This is a genomic window from Pseudomonas sp. AF32 (assembly GCF_022342325.2).
GTDB lineage: Bacteria > Pseudomonadota > Gammaproteobacteria > Pseudomonadales > Pseudomonadaceae > Aquipseudomonas > Aquipseudomonas uvaldensis.
Genome location: NZ_RQJK02000004.1, coordinates 81,412 through 102,398, shown reverse-complemented (window position 1 = coordinate 102,398; position 20,987 = coordinate 81,412). Strand labels below are relative to the sequence as shown.

Sequence of the window (20,987 nt, the reverse complement as noted above, 5' to 3'; positions counted from 1 at the left end):
CGGCCAAAAACGGGACCTGGCCGCCAGGCAACCAAAGGCCCCTATCCAGATCAGGGTTGTTCCTGTGCCTGTAACTGCCCATCCCACCCCCCACCCAACGCGGCGATCAGTTGCACGCTGGCGATCAGCCGGCTCTGTTGCAGGCTCAGCACACTGCGCTCGTTGCTCAGGGCAGTGGCCTGGACCGTGACCACGTCCAGGTAGGCAATGAGCCCGGCCTTGTACTGGTTCTGGGTCAGGCGCAAGGATTCGCGGGCGGCGTCGAGGGCTTCCTGGCGCACGCGGGCTTCGTCTCCCATCACCTTGAGCTGGATCATGTAGTTTTCCACCTCGCGGAACCCATCGAGCACGGTCTGGCGATAGGTGGCGACGGTCTGGTCGTAGGCCGCGACGGTGCGGTCGACCTCCGCCGAGCGCTGGCCGCCGTCGAACAGGGTCATCGCCAATTGCGGGCCCACCGACCAGAAGCGATTGGGCACGCTGATCCAGTTATCGTAGGTACTGCTGCTGTAACCCCCGCTCAAGCTCAGCGTCAGGTCCGGGTAATACGCCGCCTTGGCTACGCCGATGTTGGCGTTCGCGGCCATGACCGAGCGCTCGGCCGAGGCAATGTCCGGTCGGCGCTCGAGCAATTGCGACGGCAGCGCCACCGGAATCTGCGGCAACGCCGGGATGTCCCGGGTTTCGGCCAGGTTGAATTCAGCCGGCGGCAAGCCCATCAGCACGGCAATGGCGTTTTCGAATTGGGCACGCTGCCAGATCAGGTCGATCAGGTCGCCCTGGGTGGTTTTGAGCTGATTCTGGGCCTGGGCCACCGCATCCTTGCCCGATACACCGGCACGGTACTGGTTCTCGGTCATTTTCAGCGAACGCTGGTAGTTTTCCAGCGTGGCTTGCAGCAGGCGCTTTTGCTCATCGATCACCCGCAATTGCAGGTAGTTCTGTACCAGTTCCGACTGCTGGCTCAGGCGCATGGCGGCCAGATCAGCGTAACTGGCCTGGGCACTGGCTTCGTTGGCCTCCAGGGTACGGCGCAGCTTGCCCCAGACGTCTGCTTCCCAACTCACCCCGGCCTGGGCGCTGTAGGTATCGCGGATACCGCTGGCCGAGCTGCTCAGGCTCGAACTGCTGCTGCCGGTGCCCTGGCTGGAGCGGCTCTTGCCGACAGTCAGGTCCACCGTCGGAAAGAAGGCACCACGGGCACTGCGCGCCAGTGCCTGGGCCTGCCGGTACTGGGCCTCGGCCTGGGCCACGGTCTGGTTGGAAGTGTTGAGCTTTTCCACCAATTCATTGAGTTGTTTGTCACCGTACAGCTCCCACCAGGCACCACGGGCAAGTGCGTCGCTGGGATTGGCCTGGCGCCAGCCCTGAGCCTCTTTGTACTGCGCCGGCTGCGCAGCCGGTGGGCGCTGGTAGTCCGGGCCGATGGCACAGGCGCTGAGCATCGCCACGCACAGCGCCAGGCTCAACGCCCGGGAGCCCCGGGCGGTCGCCAGCGGTGCGACAAGGTTGAAAAGCGAACGGTCGGTCATAGCGGAGTTTCCAGGGCAGCATCGGTACGCACGCCACGCCAGCGGTTGAAACGATGGCGCAACTTGTCGAGATAGAGGTAAACCACCGGCGTGGTGTAGAGAGTCAGGACCTGGCTGAACACCAGTCCGCCAATAATGGTCAGGCCCAGCGGCTGGCGCATCTCCGAACCCTCGGCGCCGCCGATCAGCAAGGGCAAGGCACCGAGGATCGCCGCCAGGGTGGTCATCAGGATCGGCCGCAAGCGCAGCAGACAGGCGCTGCGAATCGACTCCTGCGGCGCCAGACCGCCACGCTCCAGTTGCAGCGCCAGGTCGATCATCAGGATCGCGTTCTTCTTCACTACGCCAATCAACAGGAACAACCCCAACAGGGAGATCAGGCTGAACTCCTCGCCCAGCACATAGATCGACAGCAGTGCACCGACACCGGCCGACGGCAAGGTGGACAGGATCGTCAGCGGATGAATGTAGCTCTCGTACAGCACCCCCAGCACCAGGTACACCGCCAGCAGCGCTCCAAGGATCATGAGTGGCTGGCCCTTCTGGGTGGCCGCGAACGCATCGGCGGTACCGGCCATCTTCGCGATGACGTCTTCCGGCATGCCGAGCCTGGCGATGGCCCGTTCGATGGCCGCCGTGCCCTGCTCCACCGTCACGCCTTCGGCCATGTCGAAGGAAATCCCCTCGGATGCGAACTGGCCCTCATGGCTGACCCGATCGTCTTCCAGGCTGTTTTCATAATGGGCAATGGTCGACAGGGGCACCCGTGCGCCATCGGCGGTGATCACCTGGACCTGCTCGAGGGTGTTCGGGTCCTGGGCATACTTGGGATCGACCTCCATCACCACCTGATACTGGTTCAGGCTGTCGTAGATGGTGGAAATCTGCCGCTGGCTGTAGGCGTTGTTCAGTACGGTGGTCACCATCGCCATGTCGATGCCCAGGCGCTTGGCCTGGTCACGATCCACCACCAGCGTCACCTGCTGGGCACCGCCGCCGTCCCGGGCATCGATGGCGGTCAGTTCCGGCAAGGCCCTGAACGCCGCCACCACCTTGGGATACCACTCGCGCAGGGACGCCAGGTCGGCGCTTTGCAGGATGTAGGAATATTGCGAAGTGGTCTGCTCGCGGCCGCCACCGAACTGCAAATCCTGGTCGGCCATCAGCATCAACTGGGCACCAGGGACCTTGGGCATTTCCTTGCGCAGGCGCTCGATGACTTTCTGGGCAGAAATAGACCGTTCCTTGATCGGCTTCAGCCGCACCAGCATGAAGGCGTTGTTGGTACCGTTGTTGCCGCCGATGAAGCCGGCCACGCTTTGCACCGCATCGTCCTTGAGTACAGCGCGCCGGAAGACTTCCATCTTCGGCTGCATCACCCTGAACGACAGCCCGTCGTCGCCGCGCACGAAACCGATCAATTGGCCAGTGTCCTGCTGCGGCATGAAGGTCTTGGGTACCACCACGTACAGCGCGATGTTCACGCCGACGGTCACCAACAGGCTCAGCAACGTCAAACGACGATGGCGCAGTACCCAGTCCAGGCTCGTGGCATAGCCGCTGACCATCCAGTCGTTGAGACGCCGGCTCGTGCGCTGCAAGCGGTTTTCCTGACCTGGCACATGGGGCTTGAGCCAGCGGGCACAAAGCATCGGCGTAAGGGTCAGGGAGACCACCAGCGAAACGACGATGGCCGCCGCCAGGGTTATGGAAAACTCCCGGAACAGGCTCTCGACGATACCGCCCATGAACAGGATCGACAGGAACACCGCCACCAGCGAGGCGTTCATCGACAACAGGGTAAAACCCACCTCTTTCGCGCCGAGGTACGCCGCCTTCATTGGCGATACGCCTTCGTCGATGTGCCGGGAAATGTTCTCCAGCACGACGATGGCGTCGTCCACTACCAGCCCGGTGGCGAGGATCAATGCCATCAACGACAGGTTGTTCAGCGAGAAGCCATAGAGGTACATCACCGCGAAGGTGCCCACCAGCGACACCGGCACTGCCAGGGTCGGGATCAGCGAGGCGCGAAAGTTGCCCAAGAACAGGTATACCACCAGCACCACCAGGGCCACGGCGATCAGCAGGGTCATCTCCGCTTCGTGCAAGGTGGCCTTGATGACCGGCGAACGGTCCATGGCCAGGTTCAGCTTGACGCTGGCCGGCAACACGGCCTGCAACGCCGGCAGTTGCGCCTTGATTTCGTTGACCGTCTCGATGATGTTGGCCCCCGCCTGGCGGTTGATCACCAACAGCACGGCGGCATCGTCATTGAAGAAGCCGCTGTTGTAGCGGTCCTCGACACCGTCGGTGACTTTCGCCACGTCCTTGAGCCTCAACACCGAGCCGTCCTGGTAACGGATGACCAGGGTTTCGTAGTCCTTGGCCTTTTCCAACTGGTCGTTGGCCTGGACCTGCCACATGCGCTGATCATCTTCGACCGACCCTTTGGGCCGGCGCACGTTGCTGTCGGCGATGGTCTTGCGCACGTCGTCCAGTGCCACGCCGTACTGGTTGAGCAACTGCGGTTCCAGTTCGATCCGCACCGCCGGCAGGGAACTGCCACCGATCTGCACCTCGCCGACCCCCGACACCTGGGACAGGCTCTGGGACAGGATGGTGGACGCCAGATCGTAGAGCTGGCCTTTCTCCAGGACATCGGAGGTCAGCGACAACACCATGATCGGTGCCTGGGACGGGTTGACCTTCTTGTAGGTCGGCATACTGCGCATGCCGCTGGGCAGCAGGTTGCGCGAAGCATTGATCGCCGCCTGAACCTCCCTGGCCGCACCGTTGATATCGCGGTCCAGGTCGAATTGCAGGATCACCCGGGTGGAGCCCTGGCTGGACCGACTGCTCATGGTATTGACCCCGGCGATGGCACCGAAGGATCGCTCAAGGGGCGTTGCCACCGTCGAAGCCATCACCTCCGGACTGGCGCCCGGCAAGTTGGCCTGGACCACGATCACCGGGAAATCCATCTGCGGCAAGGGCGAAACCGGCAACAGCCCGAAGCTCACGCCGCCGAGCAGCATGATGGCGAGGCTCAGGAGCATGGTCGCCACCGGACGGCGGATGAATGGGCCGGAGAGGTTCATCGGTCACCGCTCCAGGCTTCAAGCCACTGGCCGCCGGAAATGGCTGGACTTTTGTGGCGAGGGGATTTATCCCCTCGCCACAGAAAACTGCTCCGTTCCAAGGGAAAAGTCATACCCCCACCTCTTTCGCCTCAGGCCGGGCAAACCGCCGTCCCAACCGATCAAAGGCCAGGTAGATAACAGGCGTCGTGAAGAGCGTCAGCACCTGACTGACCAACAGCCCACCCACCATCACCAGCCCGAGGGGCTGGCGCAGTTCCGCGCCGGAGCCAGTGGCGAGCATCAGCGGCACGGCACCGAACAGGGCCGCCAGGGTCGTCATCAGGATCGGCCGGAAGCGCAGCAACGCGGCCTGGTAGATGGCCGTCTGCGGGTCCACGCCCTGGTTGCGCTCCGCGTCGAGGGCGAAGTCGATCATCATGATCGCGTTCTTCTTGACGATGCCGATCAGCAGGATGATGCCGATGATCGCGATCATGCCCAGGTCATTGCCGCTGAGGATCAACGCCAGCAAGGCACCGATGGCGGCCGACGGCAAGGTGGAAAGGATCGTGATCGGGTGGATGTAGCTCTCGTAGAGCACGCCCAGCACGATGTACATGGTCACCACCGCGGCCAGGATCAGCAGCAAGGTGCTCGACAGCGACGCCTGGAACGCCTGGGCCGCACCCTGGAACTCGGTCTGCACGCCCACCGGCATGCCGATGTCCTGCTGGACCTTTTCGATCACGTCCACGGCATGCCCCAGGGCCACGCCCGGGGCGAGGTTGAACGACATCATCACCGCCGGAAACTGGCCGATATGGGCAATCGCCAACTGCGCTTGACGCTCCTCCACCCGTGCCAGGCTCGACAGGCGCACCTGTCCACCCTCCGTGGTCTTGACGTGGATCTGGTCCAGCGCCTGTGGCCCGATCCGCTCCCCGGCCTGGGCTTGCAAGACCACGCGGTACTGACTGGCCTGGGTGTAGATGGTGGAAATCTGCCGCTGGCCGAACGCGTCATACAGCGCATCGGTGATGTTTGCCACCGACACCCCGAGGCGCGAAGCCGCATCGCGGTCGATCACCAGGTAGACCTGCAAGCCCTTGTCCTGCAAATCGCTGGTCACATCGGTCAGCTCCGGCTGGCCGGCCAGGGCCTCTGCGAGCCGACCGCTCCAGAGAGTGAGCAGTTCGGCGTCCGGCGATGACAGGCTGAACTGGTACTGGGTACGACTGACCCGGTCTTCGATGGTCAGGTCCTGCACCGGTTGCATGAACAGGCGAATGCCCACCAGGTGATCCAGTTGCGGCTGCAAGCGGGCAATGATCTGGCTGGCGCTGTCGTCTCGTTCGCTGTGGGGCTTGAGGTTGATCAGCATGCGACCGCTGTTGAGCGTGGCGTTGTCACCGTCCACGCCAATGTACGAGGACAGGCTCTGCACCGCCGGGTCGGCAAGAATGACTTTTGCCAGTTGTTGCTGGCGCTCGCTCATGGCGGCGAAGGAAATCGACTGCGGCGCCTCGGAAATGCCCTGGATCACGCCGGTATCCTGCACCGGGAAGAACCCCTTGGGCACGGCCAGGTACAGCACCACCGTCAAGACGAGACTGCCCACTGCCACCAGCAGCGTCAGGGGCTGATGCTTGAGGACCCACTGCAACTTGCGGCCGTAGGCGGCGATCAGCCAGTCGATCCAGGCACCGCTGGCTCGATAGAAACGCCCCTGCTCGTGCTCCTTGGATTCACGCTTGAGCAAGCGCGCGCACATCATCGGCGTGAGGGTCAGGGACACCACCAGGGATATCAGGATCGCCACCGCCAGGGTGATGGCGAACTCACGGAACAACCGCCCCACCACGTCCGCCATGAACAGCAGGGGGATCAGTACCGCGATCAGCGACAGCGTCAGGGAAACCAGGGTGAAACCGATTTGTTTCGCGCCCTTGAGCGCAGCCTGCAAGGGACTGTCGCCCTCTTCGATGTAGCGGGCGATGTTCTCCAGCATGACGATGGCATCGTCCACCACGAAACCGGTGGCGATGGTCAGGGCCATCAGCGTCAGGTTGTTGATGGAGAACCCGGCCAGGTACATCACCCCGAAGGTGCCGACCAGCGACAGCGGCACGGCCACGGACGGAATGATGGTCGCGCTGAAACGGCGCAGGAACAGGAACGTCACCATGACCACCAGGGCGATGGCGATCAACAATTCGTGCTGTACGTCGGTGACCGAGGCACGGATGGTCTGGGTGCGGTCGGTCAGCACGGTGACGTCCAGCCCGGCCGGCAGGTTGTCGGTGATGCTGGGCAACAGGGCCTTGATCCGGTCCACCACTTCGATGACGTTGGCTCCCGGCTGGCGCTGGATGTTCAGCAACACCGCCTGGTTTTCGTTGGCCCAGGCGGCAAGCCGCTCGTTTTCGGCACCGTCGACGATCTGCGCCACATCCTTGAGTCGCAACGGCGCGCCGTTGGCGTAGGTCAGGATCAGTTCGGCGTAGTCCTTGGGCGAGGTCAACTGGTCATTGGCATCGAGCATCGAAACCCGCGTCGGCCCGTCGAAGTTGCCCTTGGGCTGATTGACGTTGGAGGCCCCGATCAGGGTGCGCACATCCGCCAGGTTCAGGCCATTGGCCGCCAGAGCCTCGGGATTGACCTTGATCCGCACGGCCTGGCGCTGGCCACCGGCGATGGTGACCATGCCCACGCCGTTGATCTGGGCGATCTTCTGCGCCATGCGTGTGTCCACCAGGTCATTGAGCTTGGGCAGCAGCATGGTCTTGGAGGTAATCGCCAGGGTCAGCACCGGGGTATCCGCCGGGTTGACCTTGTTGTACACCGGAGGTGCCGGCAGATCGTCGGGCAGCAGGTTGGTCGCCGCGTTGATCGCCGCCTGGACCTGCTGCTCGGCGACGTCCATGTTGGTTTCGAGGTTGAAGCGCAGGGTAATCACCGAGGCGCCACCGGAGCTGGTGGAAGCCATCTGCGTCAGGCCCGGCATCTGCCCGAACTGCCGCTCCAGCGGCGCGGTCACCGCGCTGGTCATCACGTCGGGGCTGGCGCCGGGGTACAGGGTCATTACCCGGATGGTCGGATAATCGACCTGGGGCAATGCCGATACCGGCAGCAATCGATAGGCGATCAGGCCGGCCAGGACGATGGCCAGCATGCTGAGGGTGGTAGCGACCGGGCGAAGGATGAACAGCCGCGAGAGGTTCATGCGGCGCCCTTGTTCGCCTTGTCGGCGGCTACCGGCTCAGCCGGGGCTGCGGCGGGTTTGCCCTGCAGATGCTCGGTCGGCGTGGTCGGCACATCCTTGCTGTCGTTGACCACCTCCACTTCGCTGCCCTCCTTCAGACGGTCAGTGCCTTCGAGCACCACCCGGTCGCCGGCGGCGAGGCCCTCGGTGACCACGGTGTTTTCACCGTCGCTGGGACCGATCTTCAACGACTTGATGGTGACTTTCCTGTCGCCGTCCAAGGCATAGACGAAGGTGCCATTGGTGCCGAATTGAATGGCCGCGGCCGGCGCCAGGACCACGCCCTTGAGGGTGTCGGCCAGCAGGCGGACGTTGACGAACTGGTTGGGAAATAACGATTGCTCGCGGTTATCGTAACGAGCCTTGAATTTCAGGGTGCCGGTGGTGGTGTCGATCTGGTTATCCAGGCTCTGCAGCACGCCGCTGGCCTGGAGCTTCGCATCGCCACGGTCCCAGGCCTCGACAGGCAGTTTCGCCCCGCTGCGGTAACGGGCGAGCACGGTATCGAGACTGTTTTCCGGCAGGGTGAAGACAACGCTGATCGGTTGAGTCTGGGTAATGACCGCCAACGCCGTGGTGTCGTTAGCCGCCACCAGGTTGCCGACGTCCAGCTGCCGCAAGCCGACGCGACCGGAAATCGGTGCGCGGATTTTGGTGAATTCAAGGTTGAGCCTGGCGTCGTTGACCGCGGCCTGATTGGTCTTGACAGTGCCCTGGTATTGGCCCACCAACGCAGCGGCGGTATCCAGCGTCTGCTTGGCGATGCTGTCTTCGGCATACAGTCCACGATAGCGTTCGAGATCGACCAGGGCGTTCTTGAGCTGTGCCTGGTTCTGCAACAGCGTCCCTTCGGCCTGGAGCAAGGCGTTCTGGTACGGACGCGGATCGATTTCGGCCAGCAGGTCCCCGGCCTTGACCATCTGCCCTTCTTCGAAGGCGATCCTGACCAGTTCACCGCCCACCCGGCTGCGCACGTTGATGGTATTGAGGGCCGTGACCGTGCCCAGCGCCTTGTAGTACAGCGGGAAGTCACCCGTAACCGCCGGCGCCACCCGGACCGGCACCGGCCCCGTAGCGCCGCCAAAGCCGGGACGCATACTGCCTGAACGCCCCGTGTGCCCCTGCGCGGCTTTCTGCTCCGCCCCATGCTTGGGATCCGTGCCGGCGGGCCAGAACTTCCAGGCCAGCACCGCGACGACCAATACGATGAACAGACTGAACAGCCAGCGGCGGGAATTGCGGGGAGCAGAGGATTGCATGGAATGATCGACCATTGGACGCGTGGGCTTCTTTTACAGGAGGCTGAACGATAAGCACTGGCAGGGATTTAGCAAAGCGCCTTTACCGGCAATTTACCTTCGGCTTACGTATCGCTTTGTGACGCTAAACTCTTGAAGTACAAATGAAAACGGCCTGGACTTGGCCAGGCCGTCAACAATTGTAATAAATACCTTACTTCAGGACAGCCAGCGCAGCGTCGTAGTTGGGCTCTTCGGCAATTTCCTTGACCAGTTCGCTGTGCAGCACCGTGTCATTTTCGTCCAGTACCACCACGGCGCGGGCCGTCAGGCCTTTCAGCGGGCCGTCGGCAATGGCTACACCGTAGTTCTGGATGAATTCAGCACCCCGCAGGGTGGACAGGTTCTGAACGTTCTCCAGGCCTTCGGCGCCGCAGAAACGCGCCTGGGCGAACGGCAGGTCGGCGGAGATGCACAGCACGACGGTGTTGTTCAGTTCGTTGGCCTGGGCATTGAACTTGCGCACGGAGGTGGCGCAGGTCGGCGTGTCGACACTCGGAAAGATGTTCAGCACTTTGCGCTTGCCGGCGAAATCCTTGAGGGAGACGTCGGACAGATTGCCGGCAACCAGGGAAAAGGCTGGCGCCTTGGTACCGGCTTGGGGCAGCTCGCCGTTGACCTGGACCGGGTTGCCTTTGAGGGTGACTTGAGCCATGAACGGTTTCCTTCTGACAGGTTTGAAAATGGTGAGGCCGGAGTTAACCACGAATCGGGCGCCGGACCTATGGCTGGACATGAAAAGTCATGATCCCGCAACTTTTGTGGAAGCGAGCCTATGGGAGCCAGGCTCGCCACAAGGAGATCTATTTCGCCTTGAGCTTGAGGAACGACTGGTGTAAATCCGAAGCCCACCCGTCAATGACCCCTTTGACATCATCGGGTTTCATCACCTGGGATTCGTTGGACAACGGCTTGCCTGTCCCCTTGCGCACCACTTGGGCCACCACCGCATTGTTGCCTCCGTCGAGAATCACCGCTTCGGTACCCAGGGTGGTTTCCTGATCGCGGATGCCGCTGGCGGTACTGACCGCAGCCGCCACCAGCGCAATCGGCACCACCTCGTACGGCTTCAGGCCTTCCGTCTTGCTGCTGACCGCGGTGATGGCCGCACGCATCACCAGCACGCCGGGGCCCGGACTGGTCGCCAGGGGCAAGGACTTCCCGGCTTCCCGCTTGAGCGCCTGATCGTAATACCCCGTGATGCCGGACAACGTGGTCTGGGGGATCTTCACCGTCGGCTGCGGTTTGGGATACAGCTGCGTCGGTTCGATGTAAAGGTGGGTGTACTTGTCGGGGTCGATCTTCGGATCGATCCACCGCATCACCACGGCCCCCGACGGTGATTTCTCCTCCTTGAGCCGGCTGTAGTCGCCCAGGAATCCGGAGTATTCCTCAGGCTGGGTGACTTTGCTCGAACACCCCGCCAAAGCGAGCGTGGCGATGCAGACAGAGCCAATCATTGACGCGAACTTCATGCCTTCACTCCTGTAAGCCACACGAGACGGGGCCGGAACTACAGGTATAGCCAAAGGCCAGGTTTTTGCCTGTTTGCCAAATCGGAAAACCTTTCTGGCATGGCGGGGCCGCTACCGGCAAATCCGATGAATGGAAGCGCTTATGCCTGGGTTTTCCACCCCACCTGTCAGGAATGACAGTAGTCAAAGTCGCACGTGGAAGGTTTCATGAAATGACCGCCGGGACGGTAGACCGCCGATGCCTGACAACCGGAGAACGCGACATGACCAGTCAGCCCCTAGACAGTGAAATAGTGCAAATCGACCCCGTCATCATCCTGGGCATGGTGTCGGTTGAACACCCTGCGTCCCCCCACGGCGGCGTCCCGCTTCGCTTGCTCATCAACGGATCGTTACCCCTTCTGGTGGAACCCTGGACCTCGCAGGCGCCCTTTGATGACGCACGCATATTGTTGGGCACTTCCGATATCCCCGTCATGAACAAGACCATCATGCCGGGCGAAGAAAATGTATCGTTCACCCTGAATCTGCCGGGTGCCCTGCTTAACAATGGCATCAACCAGATTCGCCTGAGCGTACTGCGTGTGGGTCAGTCAATTCCCGAGACTTCACAGCCATTGAACATACTCTTCCACCGGCCACAACCGGGAGGCGAAGTCTCTACCCCAGGCGACAATCCCAACCTCACCCTCGGCCTGCCTGCCGATGTCATTGCCAACGGCGTGGATGCGGCGGCGGCCAACCAAGGGGTGATACTGACCGTTCGCTATCCGTATATGAGGGACAAAGATGTCATCACACTGGATCGTGACAGCCAGGAAATGCCGCGCCCCGTCAGCGCTGCCGAAGCCGCAGCCGGTAGTGTGGACATCATTCTGAGGACGGCCGACTTCTGGCAAGACAATCCCAGATTCGCCTTGCGGTACAGGGTCACTGACTTGTTGGGCAACTCCAGCGGCCCACAGGCGATATGGTCGAGAACCACCTACATCGACGTGCATATTCGCCAACCGACACTCGACCTCACCAAACCCAAGGTACTGGAGGCCAGGGAACTCAATGGCCAGCGTCTGAACTTCGAAAACGATTTCTACGACGCTCAATTCGCCAACGTCGAGGTGAATTACATCGGGTCGGCTCCGGGACAAACCGTAAAACTGTATTGGCTGGGACGCAGCTCGACGTGGGGCAGTGAGCCCCAGACCGTTTCGGTCGCAGGTCAAACCTTGAGATTCCAGGTACCCCGAAACGAGGTGGTGGATTGCATCGGTACCGGAGCGGAGGTCAGCTACACCGTCCGCCTGCCCGGCACCGCCACGGACATTCCATCGAAGGACCTGGACCTGACCGTCACACCACAAAAATACACATTACGGGAACCCACCCTGGACGGCAGCAAAACCAATCTCAGGGCTTACCATCCTGCCCTGTTCACGGCGCACAAGGCACGGCTAGCCCTGTTTGGGGTGACGACCCGCTACGGCGAGGAAATCCCAATGACCGCCGGGACCACCCAGACCGACCTGGCCGTCCCCCCCGCCTGGATAGCGGAAAACCGGGGCAAACCCATCATGATCAACTGGACACTCAGGGAAACCGGCAACAACGCGCCGATTATCTTTTCCTGGTTTCTGAGACTGATTGCCTGACCCGTCTTTTCCACCGGGCCACAGCTCTGATCCACACCTGACGCTGCTTTTCTAAAGTAGGAGGATGTAATCGTGCGTGATTTAATGGGCGTTCTGTTAATGACGTTGATGGTCGGTTGCGCCCAGGTCACGACAGCGCCGCCTGCCCCCATCACGATCAATGGGGTTCAGGTACTCGACGGTCCGGCCACCGCCGAATCCCTGACGACGCTTTATCACCGGAAATTTCCCAACTGCAACACCTCCGACTCGCAACCCGCATTCCTTTGTTCGGGCGTCACCTTGAGGGTGACGGTCAAGGACCCCGCAGAGCAATACAAAGTCTGGGATCCCAGCCCAACCTCAATAGCCAACGGCGGAGTGTCATTCTCCTACCTACGCGCCGACGCCAATTTCGGTAGGCTGGCATGGGGATATGGCAACGGTTATATCCTCTATCCCATCTTTGGCGCACCGCATGACAAGATTGACCTGGACTATCTGTGCTCGTATCCGATGGATGCCTGGTCTTGGCATCGAACAACACCCTGTGGTCACTCCAACGACTACCCTGCGCTAAGCCAACCCTGCCATCTGGCCGGCGTGACTACCGCACCACAATGGTTGGGCGTGTGGACGATGCCAGGGGGCACTCCATACCTGCGCCAATGCGGATTCGACGTCAACGATGACCGCAATCAGCTGGCGGGGCCTGCATTTTACCAATCTGTGCTGAGCAAGGGTCTGCTAGGGCAGCCCGGATTCGACGGGCATAACGAAATCATTATCAAGACCTGGACGCCCGGACGGCCGAACACGTTTCCGATCATGGCGTTTTTCTTTGTCGCCGGGGGCACCAACGAAGGGTTGGCCGATGCCCGATACAACCAGCGCGACTTCTATAACTCCACCAATCCGAAAATCATCGTACCGATCATTCGTTTGACACCCGCTAACACTGCCGCCGGAAGTGCCACGTTTACCTATGTGGCAGCCGATCAGGCGGTGGCGCAATGACGTGTTGGTTGTTTATGGGCAAAGCGTTGCGACGGCTGATATTGGGATCAGCAGGCCCGCTGTTGATCGGTTTGATGGGCAGCTGCACGCAGCTTGCGACTGAACCGCCTGAGATCATGCATATCAACGGTACTGAAATACTGGATGGACCGGGGACCGCCGCTTACTTGACGACGCTTTACAATCGCAAATTCCCCAACTGCAATCGAGTCGACTCTCAACCTGCATTCCTTTGTTCGGGCATTACCCACAGGCTCACGGTAAAAGACCCCGCTAACCTTTACAAAGTCTGGGATCCCAGCCCTATCTCAGAATCCAATGGTGGGGTGTCTTTTTCCTATATGCGGGCGGATACCAACTTCAGTGCTTTTGGCGGCAATTACCAGAACGGCTATATCATCTATCCGTTTCTCGAGGCGCCTGCGGGCAAGATTCAGTTGTTTTATATGTGCTCCTATCCGATGGACGGATGGACCCAAAGCCGGATTCAGGTTTGTGGTCCTCATGCCGATTACCCCCACCATAGTCATCTGTGCCAATACCATAACGTGACCATAGCCGAGCAATGGGTCTATGTTTGGACATACCCAAATCCGAGTGCCGAACTTCATCGCCAGCAATGCGGGTTCGACGTCTCCGACGACCGCAATACGTTAGCCGCGCCGGCATTCCATGAATCCTTGCGAGCCAGGGCACTGTTGGCTGCGGTCCATCCAAGCTATGCGGCCCAGGTTTTCCGCGAGCATAACGAAATCATCATCAAGACGTGGGCGCGAGGGCAGCCCAACAATCTTCCAATCCTGGCGTTCTTTTATGTCGCGGGATATCCCCTTGGTTTGGCCGAGGCCCAATATAACCAACGTGACTTCTACGACTCGACCAACCCAAAAATCCTGCTACCGATCATTCGCCTGACACCCGCAGCCAGCCTCAGCCAGAGCGCCTCTTTCGCCTATGTCACGACCGATCAAGCGGTGAGGCCCTGAATACCGCCCCTTAGCATCGACTCCGGGAGCCAGTACCAACCACAGCCGATCCAGGCACCATTACACCTGCCACCAAGATGAGCGCAACAGTTGATCTTGCGCTGGCATCCGTTCATCGACGAATAGAGACTCCAGGCAGGCCTGCCTTGTCGGCACAGGCCATTGTCTGAGGATTGACGAATGCGCACCATTGGCCTGATTGGCGGCATGAGCTGGGAATCCAGCGCCGAATACTATCGCCTGATCAACCAAGAGGTTCGAGACCGACTCGGGCCGTTGCGCTCGGCGCAGTTGTTGATGCACAGCGTTGATTTCGGCCCGGTGGAACAGGCCCAGCATGCCGGGCGCTGGGACGACGCCGCCGCGATTCTTGTGGATGCCGCCCGCCGCCTGGAGGCTGGCGGCGCCGAGTGCGTGGTGCTGTGTACCAACACCATGCACAAGGTGGCGGCGCAGATCGAAGCAGCCATTTCGATTCCGTTCCTGCACATTGCCGAACCCACGGGCCAGGCTGCCCTTGAGGCGGGCACCGTGACGGTCGGACTGTTGGGCACCGCCTTCACCATGGAACAGGACTTTCTCAAGGATCGACTGGGCGCACAGGGTTTGAACGTCCTGATACCCGACACCCGGGAGCGCCAGGCGGTGCATCGCATCATCTATGACGAGCTCTGCGTGGGCGTGATCAGTCCGGCATCGCGCCAGGTCTACCAACGCGTCATCGACTCCCTGGCCGAACGCGGCGCACAGGCAATCATCCTGGGTTGCACGGAAATCGGCCTGCTGATCAAACCCGAACACAGCCCCCTTCCCCTGCTGGATACCACCCACCTGCATGCCCGTGCGGCGGTGGCGTTTGCGCTGGGGGATTGACCGACGCTTTTTACTCCAGGGCTCGCACATAGCAACCACGCTCCGCCAGCAGCGCCGCGAACCATTGTGTAGGCTTGCTCGCGATAGCGGCGGCTCATCCAGCATTACCGGCTCAGGCAGACCGCTATCGCGAGCAGGCTCGCTCCCACAGGGAACTGCGGTCCGTCAGGTGTACCGCGAACCACTGTGGGAGCGAGCCTGCTCGCGATGATGGCGGCGCATTCAACATCGTTATGCCTGGAACCAGTCCCCGCGCTCGTCCAGTGTGTGGCGGATCAGCTCGACGAGCATCTGCACCTGTGGGACGTGCCGGGGCTGGGTGCCGACGGCCATCCACAAGTGGCGTTGCATCGGCACATCGAACAGCCCCGGCAAGGCGATCAAGCCACGGTCGAAGTGGCTCATGTACTGGGGCAGCAAGCCGATGCAGGCGCTGCAACGGATCATCTCCAGCATCAATTCGTAGGACTGCACTTGCACCACGCCAGCACGGCGTTGCTCGATCAGGGCGTTCCAGGGGGCGAAGCTGTCCACCTGCCGGTCCGCCTGCCATTGCACCAGCATGTAGTCGTTCAGGTCGCCCAGGCAGCCAGGCCGCGTGACGGGCCTTGAATAGCGTTTGGCGATATGGGGCAGATAGTCCAGGCGCGCCAGCCGTTCCGCTGGTTGCGTGGGGAAACTTGGCCCTGCCACCGAACCGAGCGGATTACTCAACCACAGCACCAGGTCGGCACTGACGGCTTGCAGCGCCATTTCGCTGTCCAGCGTGATGATCTGCAGGCGCACACTGGCATTGCGGCGTAATAACGCGATCAGGTCACGCCCCAGGATGTCATGCAGGATCGACTCGGCCACGGCCAGGCGGATCAGTGGCTGGTCGAGCATGGGTTGCGGGCCGCCATCGGCCAGTGCGATCAGCCGCGACTGCAACTGGCGCCCCTCACGGCTGAGGGTCAAGGCGCTCCCCTGGAAACTGAACAACGAACGTTCCAGTCGTGCTTCCAGATGCGCCAGTTGCTTGCGCAGCCAGGTCGTCTTGACGTTGAGGCTGCGGGCTGCCTGCATGAAGCAGCCGCAACGGGCACTGACCAGAAAGCACTGCGCCACTTGGGGTTCGATGTCCACGGCCAGCGCCAGCCAGGGTTCGGGGGCACGCGACGGTGCATGGTATGGAATGGCGGCCTGGCGTCCTGCGGGCTCGATGAAGGTCATGGATGACTCCCTGTCGGTTGTACAAATAAGCGGGAAACGCGCGAGACTCCAGCCAGCACATTCCCCCGCCACGGGCAGACGCTGGCTTAATGAATCTCCTCCAACACCTGGCTCAGCTGCGCCCCATCGATGCTCAAGGTCGCCGTATCGAGCATGCCATCCAGGTAGGCCTTGGCAATCTGCTCCTGACGCTGGGCACGCAGGGCCTGGGTCAGTTGAGCGCGCATTTCGTCCAGGGTGGCTTCCCGAGCCGGTTGTTGCTCGGTGAGTTTGATCACATGGAACCCCGCCGCGCTCTGCACCGGTTCCGAAACGGCGCCTGGTTTCAAACGCGCTACCGTCTCACGCACCTGCGGCACGAATTGCTGCAGCGGTTGCATGCCGCTGTCCCCACCCCGCTCGGCACTGGCGCGATCCTGGGAGAAGCGGCTCGCCAGCGCCGCGAAGTCTCCCGGCGATGCCTGGGCTTTGCGGCTCAATTCGACAGCTTGCCGGCGTACCCCTTCCACCGTTTGCGGCTCGGTGGCCGCCAGGAATATCTGGCTGACCCGGTACAACGTCGGCGTCGTCCAGTTGGCTTTCCCGGCCTCGTAGGCCTGCTTCAGTTCCTCTTCACTGGGATAACCAGCCGGCACCTGACTGACCGACTGCAAGTAATCCCGGAACACAATCTGCTCGGTCGCCGCCCGGGTCTGGCGCTCCACGTCCGGTCGCTGTCGCCAGCCCTGGGCATCGGCCTGCTCCAGCACAGCTTTTTCCGCCAGTCGCGCCCGGATCCAGCCTTCCAGTGCCGCCCGGTTGCCACGCAGCTGTTGCCGCAGGTCTGGCGCCATTGCGTTGAATAACGCCTTCAACTCATCAGGACTGACGGATTGGTTGCCCAATCGCGCCAGGCTTGGCGATTCGACCGAGACGGCATTGGCGGTCTGCACGGCGGCCACCGGATCATTTCCCGGCCGCAGACCCAGGACCACTGCCACCACCAGCAGGCCTGCCGCCGCTGCGCTAAAGACAACCGTCGGCTTTTTCACGATGCAGCAACCTCCTCCACCGGGGCCTGTGCCTGGGCCTGCATACGCGTGGCGTTCTGGCTGTATTCGCGCAGGTAGACGATGAATTCCTGCAACAGACGGTCCCACAGTTCAAGGTTGCTGCGTAGATGGTCGGCGCTGACACCCGCGGCCACCACCACATCCATCTCCATCACCAGGAATTCACCCTGCACCGACAACCGGGCAAAGCGCCGGGAGGCATTCCACAATTCGGCCAACCCGACCGGTAACTCACCTTGCACCCGCAGGGCGCAGCTGAACGTGAAGTCCAGATAGTCGCCAGCCGTTGGCGTGGGATTGCCGAAGCGCACCGCGAAACCGATGCCCTGGCTGGCACTGAGCAATTGCACGATACCGTTTTGATCGGTTTCGTTGACCCGGTAGCCAGCAGCCTGTAGCAGCTCGGTCAGGGATTTTGGGGAGACGTGTTCGATCAATGAAGTCATGCTCGGTTCATCCTTGCTGTCAATGGGTAATCGAGGCTTGGGGCGCATCGAAACGGTTCTTGTAGAGTTCGTCGCCAATGCCCTGGGCCAGCTCTTCGAAACGCACCCGGGCCTTGGCGGCGAACGGCTGACGGATCTTCATGACATCAGCCACATCGATGGTTTCGTAGGCGTGCAACAGGGACTGGGCCACTTCGTACATCTGCTGATTCTTGACCGAACATTGCTGCACTTGTGTGTCACGCTCGGTCAATTGCGCCTCCAGGCGGGCCCGTTCGGCCTCCTTGCCCCGGGCCAGAACGAGCAGTTCGTCGTAGGCTTTCTTGAATTTTCCGATCTGCTCATTGCTGGCCGCCACCTGGGCCTGAGCCTGGTTCTGCAGGCTTTCCTGGCGCCCGGCCAGTTGTTCAGCCAGGGCCTGGGCCTTGGTCAACTGCGCGGTCAATTGCTTGATCTGCGCCTGGGCGTCTCTGGCCTGGCTTTCGGCAGCCTGTCGGGCAGCGCTGGCCTGGGCCTGTTCACTTTGCAGGGCCTGCAACTGCGCGGTGGTGCTGCGCAGTTGCGCCCGCAGGCGTTCCTCCAGGCCTTCGCCGTGGGCACTGGCATTCAAGAACAGGCCCAGCACCAGCAACGCAACGGGATAAGGATGATTGGCTCGCCTTTTCATGAGGCCTCCCTGCGCTTAGAAGCGCGTGTTGATTTCAAGCTGCATCACGTCGATGTCATACGGCGCGCCGTACACCGCTTCGGAACTCAGCCAGCGACCGGTGGCGAAGACGTTGCTCGCCAGGCCATAGTTGCCGCCCAGGAAATAGCCCTTGGCGTTGGTGCCGCCCAGGTGGAACGACGAGTCGTTGAAGCCGTCCGGCAAGGCGTCCGGCTGGATGTACTTGTAGCCGGCGAACAGGTTCCAATCGCCCTCTCGCTTGAGCTCCAGCGCGTTGCCCAGGGTGAACTGGAACATCCAGGCGTTGGCGCCGCTCTCCAGCTCCCCGTTCTCGTCGAGGTTGTTGGCGAACTGGCCTTCGGAACGCTTGCGCATCTCGCCTTCGTCGTAGCCCAGGTTGTGCACGTAATGCGCCTGGCTGCGCAACTTCAGGTCCGAGGGCAAATCGGTATCCAGCGCCAGGTTCAGGTCCAGCAGGTTGAACTCCGAAGCCAGGCCGACGTACTGCGGCTGTGGCGTGGTGGACGGATTGAGGGGATTAGGCGTGATGTCCCGCAGCAGGAATACCGTGTTGCCCTTTTGCATGAAGGCCACGCGGGAGCCGTCGCTGTCGCAGCCCGGATCACCGGCCCAAGGCTGGCACGGCGAAGAGCGCCGGCCTTCGATGTCATCGAAGCGATAATAGGCCAGCGCCCCCTTGATCCGGTTGCTGTCGTTGATCGCCCAGTTCGCCCCCAGTTGTGCGCCGTAGAGCCACTTGTTGTCGCTCTCCTCCTTGTCGGTCCCATTGCTGGTACTGGTGTCGTTGGTGTATTCCACCGGGAACGCACCGACGGTGCCGAACAGCCCCCAATCCTGATTGAGTTTGCGATTGAAAATCGCCGCCACGCCGTCGAAGTTCAAGTCACCGGAATACAACAGGTCGGTGGAGAAAAACGGATTGGCGAAACGCCCACCGGTCAGGGTCAGTTCATCCGACGGCTTCCAGGTCAGGTAACCCTGATCGAGCCAGATGTCCTTCTTGCCGAAGCCGCCGCCCAGGGTCTGGGTGGTGGACACCGGGTTGTTGTCCGAACCGGTACCGATGCGGATGCCGGCGGTCCATTGCGGCGCGATCACGGCTTTCATGCCCAGGCGCGCCCGCAAGCGGAACAGGTTTTCCCGATCTTCGCGGGTGTTGAGCAACGGCGGCAGGCTGGAGCTGCTGTTGGGGTTGACGTCGTACGGGCCCTTGTCATTGAGCCGGGCGAAGTCGACGATCTCGTTGCTGTTGGTGCCCGAGTAGTAGCGCGACTCATCCCGCAGGCGAATATCGCCATCGAAACTGATACGCGACACCCAATCCGGAAAGGTGTTGGGCTGGGCCCAGTTTTCCTGTTTGGCGGTGGCCATGACTTCCGCCTTGACCTGGTCGCGGATCTGCTCGCGCACGATGTTCGGCACATACTGCACCCGTACGTCCCCCGGTGCTCCAGCGGGTGCTGCGGCAACCGCTGCCGAGGCCTGGCGGGCCTGCACCGCTTCGCGTTCGGCCTGGGCGATCAAGCCATCGGCCTGATCCTGTTTCAGCACGCCCTGCTGCACCAGCAGTCGGATCAGATTGATCGTGGCGTTTTCCGAAGGTGCCGGGGCGGCGGCCGCATGCCCGGCCAGGCTCAGGACCACCAGGCCGACCGCCCACGACAATCGATTCACATTGGAAATCATCTGCACACAACTCCTGTTGGCAAACTTTCAAGCATTCGGTTAACCCGGACGCCGTCCCTGCAAGGACAGGCGCACAGGCAAAGTCAGGGAAGCCGGCGGTCGCTCACTCAAATGGGGTGAGGCGCGCAGGGCCGAGATCACTTGTTCATCCACTTGCGGGTTACCGCTGGACTTGACCAGCTCGACCCGGGTGATCTCGCCCACGGCGCTCAGCCAGACGTCGGCCTGCAGCGAAAACGCCAGGCTGCGCAGGTCAGGGTTCTCCCGCAGCAGGCGCTGGAAGGTGAACGCCAGGAACTGGCTGTAAGTGCCATTGCCCAGGCGCCCGCCTCCGGCGCCGGCCATGCCGCCGCCCTTGCCGGCGCCGATGTTGAACGCGTCGTTGCCGGACTGGGCCTCGCCATCCATTTGCATCGGGTTCGCCAGGTCATCCACCGGCGACGGCGGCGCTTCTTCTTCGGGCTTGACCTCTTCGGGCTCAGGGGTCGGCTCGGGCTCGACCACTTTCTCCTCGACCTGGGGTTCCGGCTCCTTGGGTTTCTCCGGCGGCGGCGGTGGTGGCGGAGGCGGCAATGGAATGATGGTGGGCACCTTGGGCGCTTCACGCCGCACGCCGCTCATGTCGTTGGCCCATTGCCACAGCAGCCAGGCCGCCACGGCGCCCAGCACAAGGCCTGCGGCCCACTTGAGCAGGCGCAGCGGCGAAGGCTTCACCGGCGGCGGGTAGATGGGAAGTCTGGCGGTCATGG

16 protein-coding genes are annotated in these 20,987 nt (G+C 61.8%); 4 read left to right on the top strand and 12 right to left on the bottom strand.

Going from position 1 to position 20,987, the window contains the following annotated elements:
- Nucleotides 1-50: 50 nt before the first annotated feature.
- The 6 genes from EGM97_RS05440 to EGM97_RS05415 form a co-directional block, all read right to left on the bottom strand.
- On the bottom strand, nt 51-1,532 hold the full coding sequence (locus EGM97_RS05440; protein ID WP_238962940.1) for an efflux transporter outer membrane subunit: 1,482 nt from the start codon (nt 1,530-1,532) through the stop codon (nt 51-53).
- Complete coding sequence (locus EGM97_RS05435; RefSeq protein WP_238962939.1) at nt 1,529-4,633, bottom strand: efflux RND transporter permease subunit; 3,105 nt, start codon at nt 4,631-4,633, stop codon at nt 1,529-1,531. Before EGM97_RS05435 ends, EGM97_RS05440 begins: the two co-directional genes overlap by 4 nt.
- A gap of 109 nt (nt 4,634-4,742) precedes the next feature.
- Nucleotides 4,743-7,838, bottom strand: coding sequence for an MdtB/MuxB family multidrug efflux RND transporter permease subunit (locus EGM97_RS05430; RefSeq protein WP_238962938.1), 3,096 nt, complete (start codon nt 7,836-7,838; stop codon nt 4,743-4,745).
- Complete coding sequence (locus EGM97_RS05425) at nt 7,835-9,151, bottom strand: MdtA/MuxA family multidrug efflux RND transporter periplasmic adaptor subunit (RefSeq protein WP_238962937.1); 1,317 nt, start codon at nt 9,149-9,151, stop codon at nt 7,835-7,837. The genes EGM97_RS05430 and EGM97_RS05425 overlap by 4 nt, the downstream gene beginning before the upstream one ends.
- A 178-nt stretch (nt 9,152-9,329) precedes the next feature.
- On the bottom strand, nt 9,330-9,830 hold the full coding sequence (gene tpx / locus EGM97_RS05420) for a thiol peroxidase (protein WP_238962936.1): 501 nt from the start codon (nt 9,828-9,830) through the stop codon (nt 9,330-9,332).
- 148 nt (nt 9,831-9,978) lie between these two features.
- Entirely contained in the window at nt 9,979-10,650 is a 672-nt protein-coding gene (locus EGM97_RS05415) for a DUF3313 domain-containing protein (RefSeq protein WP_238962935.1), read from the bottom strand.
- A 263-nt stretch (nt 10,651-10,913) separates the two neighbouring features.
- Between EGM97_RS05415 and EGM97_RS05410 the strand changes: the two genes are divergently transcribed.
- The 4 genes from EGM97_RS05410 (at nt 10,914) to EGM97_RS05395 (ending at nt 15,154) form a co-directional block, all read left to right on the top strand.
- On the top strand, nt 10,914-12,299 hold the full coding sequence (locus tag EGM97_RS05410; protein ID WP_238962934.1) for a hypothetical protein: 1,386 nt from the start codon (nt 10,914-10,916) through the stop codon (nt 12,297-12,299).
- 72 nt (nt 12,300-12,371) lie between these two features.
- Complete coding sequence (locus tag EGM97_RS05405) at nt 12,372-13,295, top strand: halovibrin HvnC (RefSeq protein WP_238962933.1); 924 nt, start codon at nt 12,372-12,374, stop codon at nt 13,293-13,295.
- Nucleotides 13,292-14,281, top strand: a complete 990-nt coding sequence (locus EGM97_RS05400) for a halovibrin HvnC (protein ID WP_238962932.1) — start codon at nt 13,292-13,294, stop codon at nt 14,279-14,281. The genes EGM97_RS05405 and EGM97_RS05400 overlap by 4 nt, the downstream gene beginning before the upstream one ends.
- A 180-nt stretch (nt 14,282-14,461) precedes the next feature.
- Complete coding sequence (locus EGM97_RS05395; RefSeq protein ID WP_238962931.1) at nt 14,462-15,154, top strand: aspartate/glutamate racemase family protein; 693 nt, start codon at nt 14,462-14,464, stop codon at nt 15,152-15,154.
- A 231-nt stretch (nt 15,155-15,385) separates the two neighbouring features.
- On the opposite strand, the gene EGM97_RS05390 is transcribed toward EGM97_RS05395, so the two are convergent.
- From EGM97_RS05390 to EGM97_RS05365, 6 genes are all read right to left on the bottom strand, one after another.
- Nucleotides 15,386-16,366: a LysR family transcriptional regulator gene (locus EGM97_RS05390; RefSeq protein WP_238962930.1), complete on the bottom strand. Its 981-nt coding sequence runs from the start codon at nt 16,364-16,366 to the stop codon at nt 15,386-15,388.
- An 86-nt stretch (nt 16,367-16,452) separates the two neighbouring features.
- Nucleotides 16,453-17,397, bottom strand: a complete 945-nt coding sequence (locus tag EGM97_RS05385) for a peptidylprolyl isomerase (RefSeq protein WP_238962929.1) — start codon at nt 17,395-17,397, stop codon at nt 16,453-16,455.
- On the bottom strand, nt 17,394-17,864 hold the full coding sequence (locus EGM97_RS05380; RefSeq protein WP_238962928.1) for a YbjN domain-containing protein: 471 nt from the start codon (nt 17,862-17,864) through the stop codon (nt 17,394-17,396). The genes EGM97_RS05385 and EGM97_RS05380 overlap by 4 nt, the downstream gene beginning before the upstream one ends.
- 19 nt (nt 17,865-17,883) lie before the next feature.
- Entirely contained in the window at nt 17,884-18,531 is a 648-nt protein-coding gene (locus tag EGM97_RS05375; RefSeq protein WP_238962927.1) for a DNA repair protein, read from the bottom strand.
- A 15-nt stretch (nt 18,532-18,546) separates the two neighbouring features.
- Entirely contained in the window at nt 18,547-20,238 is a 1,692-nt protein-coding gene (locus tag EGM97_RS05370; RefSeq protein WP_238962926.1) for a putative porin, read from the bottom strand.
- A gap of 39 nt (nt 20,239-20,277) precedes the next feature.
- Nucleotides 20,278-20,985: a TonB C-terminal domain-containing protein gene (locus tag EGM97_RS05365; RefSeq protein ID WP_238962925.1), complete on the bottom strand. Its 708-nt coding sequence runs from the start codon at nt 20,983-20,985 to the stop codon at nt 20,278-20,280.
- Nucleotides 20,986-20,987 lie beyond the last annotated feature (2 nt).

Excerpts from the sequence above, each read along its gene's own strand:
- EGM97_RS05370 (WP_238962926.1), bottom strand. The coding sequence starts at position 20,238 with ATGATTTCCAATGTGAATCGATTGTCGTGGGCGGTCGGCCTGGTGGTC.
- EGM97_RS05390 (WP_238962930.1), bottom strand. The coding sequence starts at position 16,366 with ATGACCTTCATCGAGCCCGCAGGACGCCAGGCCGCCATTCCATACCAT.
- EGM97_RS05435 (WP_238962939.1), bottom strand. The coding sequence starts at position 4,633 with ATGAACCTCTCCGGCCCATTCATCCGCCGTCCGGTGGCGACCATGCTC.
- EGM97_RS05415 (WP_238962935.1), bottom strand. The coding sequence starts at position 10,650 with ATGAAGTTCGCGTCAATGATTGGCTCTGTCTGCATCGCCACGCTCGCT.
- EGM97_RS05380 (WP_238962928.1), bottom strand. The coding sequence starts at position 17,864 with ATGACTTCATTGATCGAACACGTCTCCCCAAAATCCCTGACCGAGCTG.
- EGM97_RS05440 (WP_238962940.1), bottom strand. The coding sequence starts at position 1,532 with ATGACCGACCGTTCGCTTTTCAACCTTGTCGCACCGCTGGCGACCGCC.
- EGM97_RS05395 (WP_238962931.1), top strand. The coding sequence starts at position 14,462 with ATGCGCACCATTGGCCTGATTGGCGGCATGAGCTGGGAATCCAGCGCC.
- EGM97_RS05410 (WP_238962934.1), top strand. The coding sequence starts at position 10,914 with ATGACCAGTCAGCCCCTAGACAGTGAAATAGTGCAAATCGACCCCGTC.
- EGM97_RS05425 (WP_238962937.1), bottom strand. The coding sequence starts at position 9,151 with ATGGTCGATCATTCCATGCAATCCTCTGCTCCCCGCAATTCCCGCCGC.
- EGM97_RS05375 (WP_238962927.1), bottom strand. The coding sequence starts at position 18,531 with ATGAAAAGGCGAGCCAATCATCCTTATCCCGTTGCGTTGCTGGTGCTG.
- EGM97_RS05365 (WP_238962925.1), bottom strand. The coding sequence starts at position 20,985 with ATGACCGCCAGACTTCCCATCTACCCGCCGCCGGTGAAGCCTTCGCCG.
- EGM97_RS05430 (WP_238962938.1), bottom strand. The coding sequence starts at position 7,838 with ATGAACCTCTCGCGGCTGTTCATCCTTCGCCCGGTCGCTACCACCCTC.
- EGM97_RS05400 (WP_238962932.1), top strand. The coding sequence starts at position 13,292 with ATGACGTGTTGGTTGTTTATGGGCAAAGCGTTGCGACGGCTGATATTG.
- tpx (WP_238962936.1), bottom strand. The coding sequence starts at position 9,830 with ATGGCTCAAGTCACCCTCAAAGGCAACCCGGTCCAGGTCAACGGCGAG.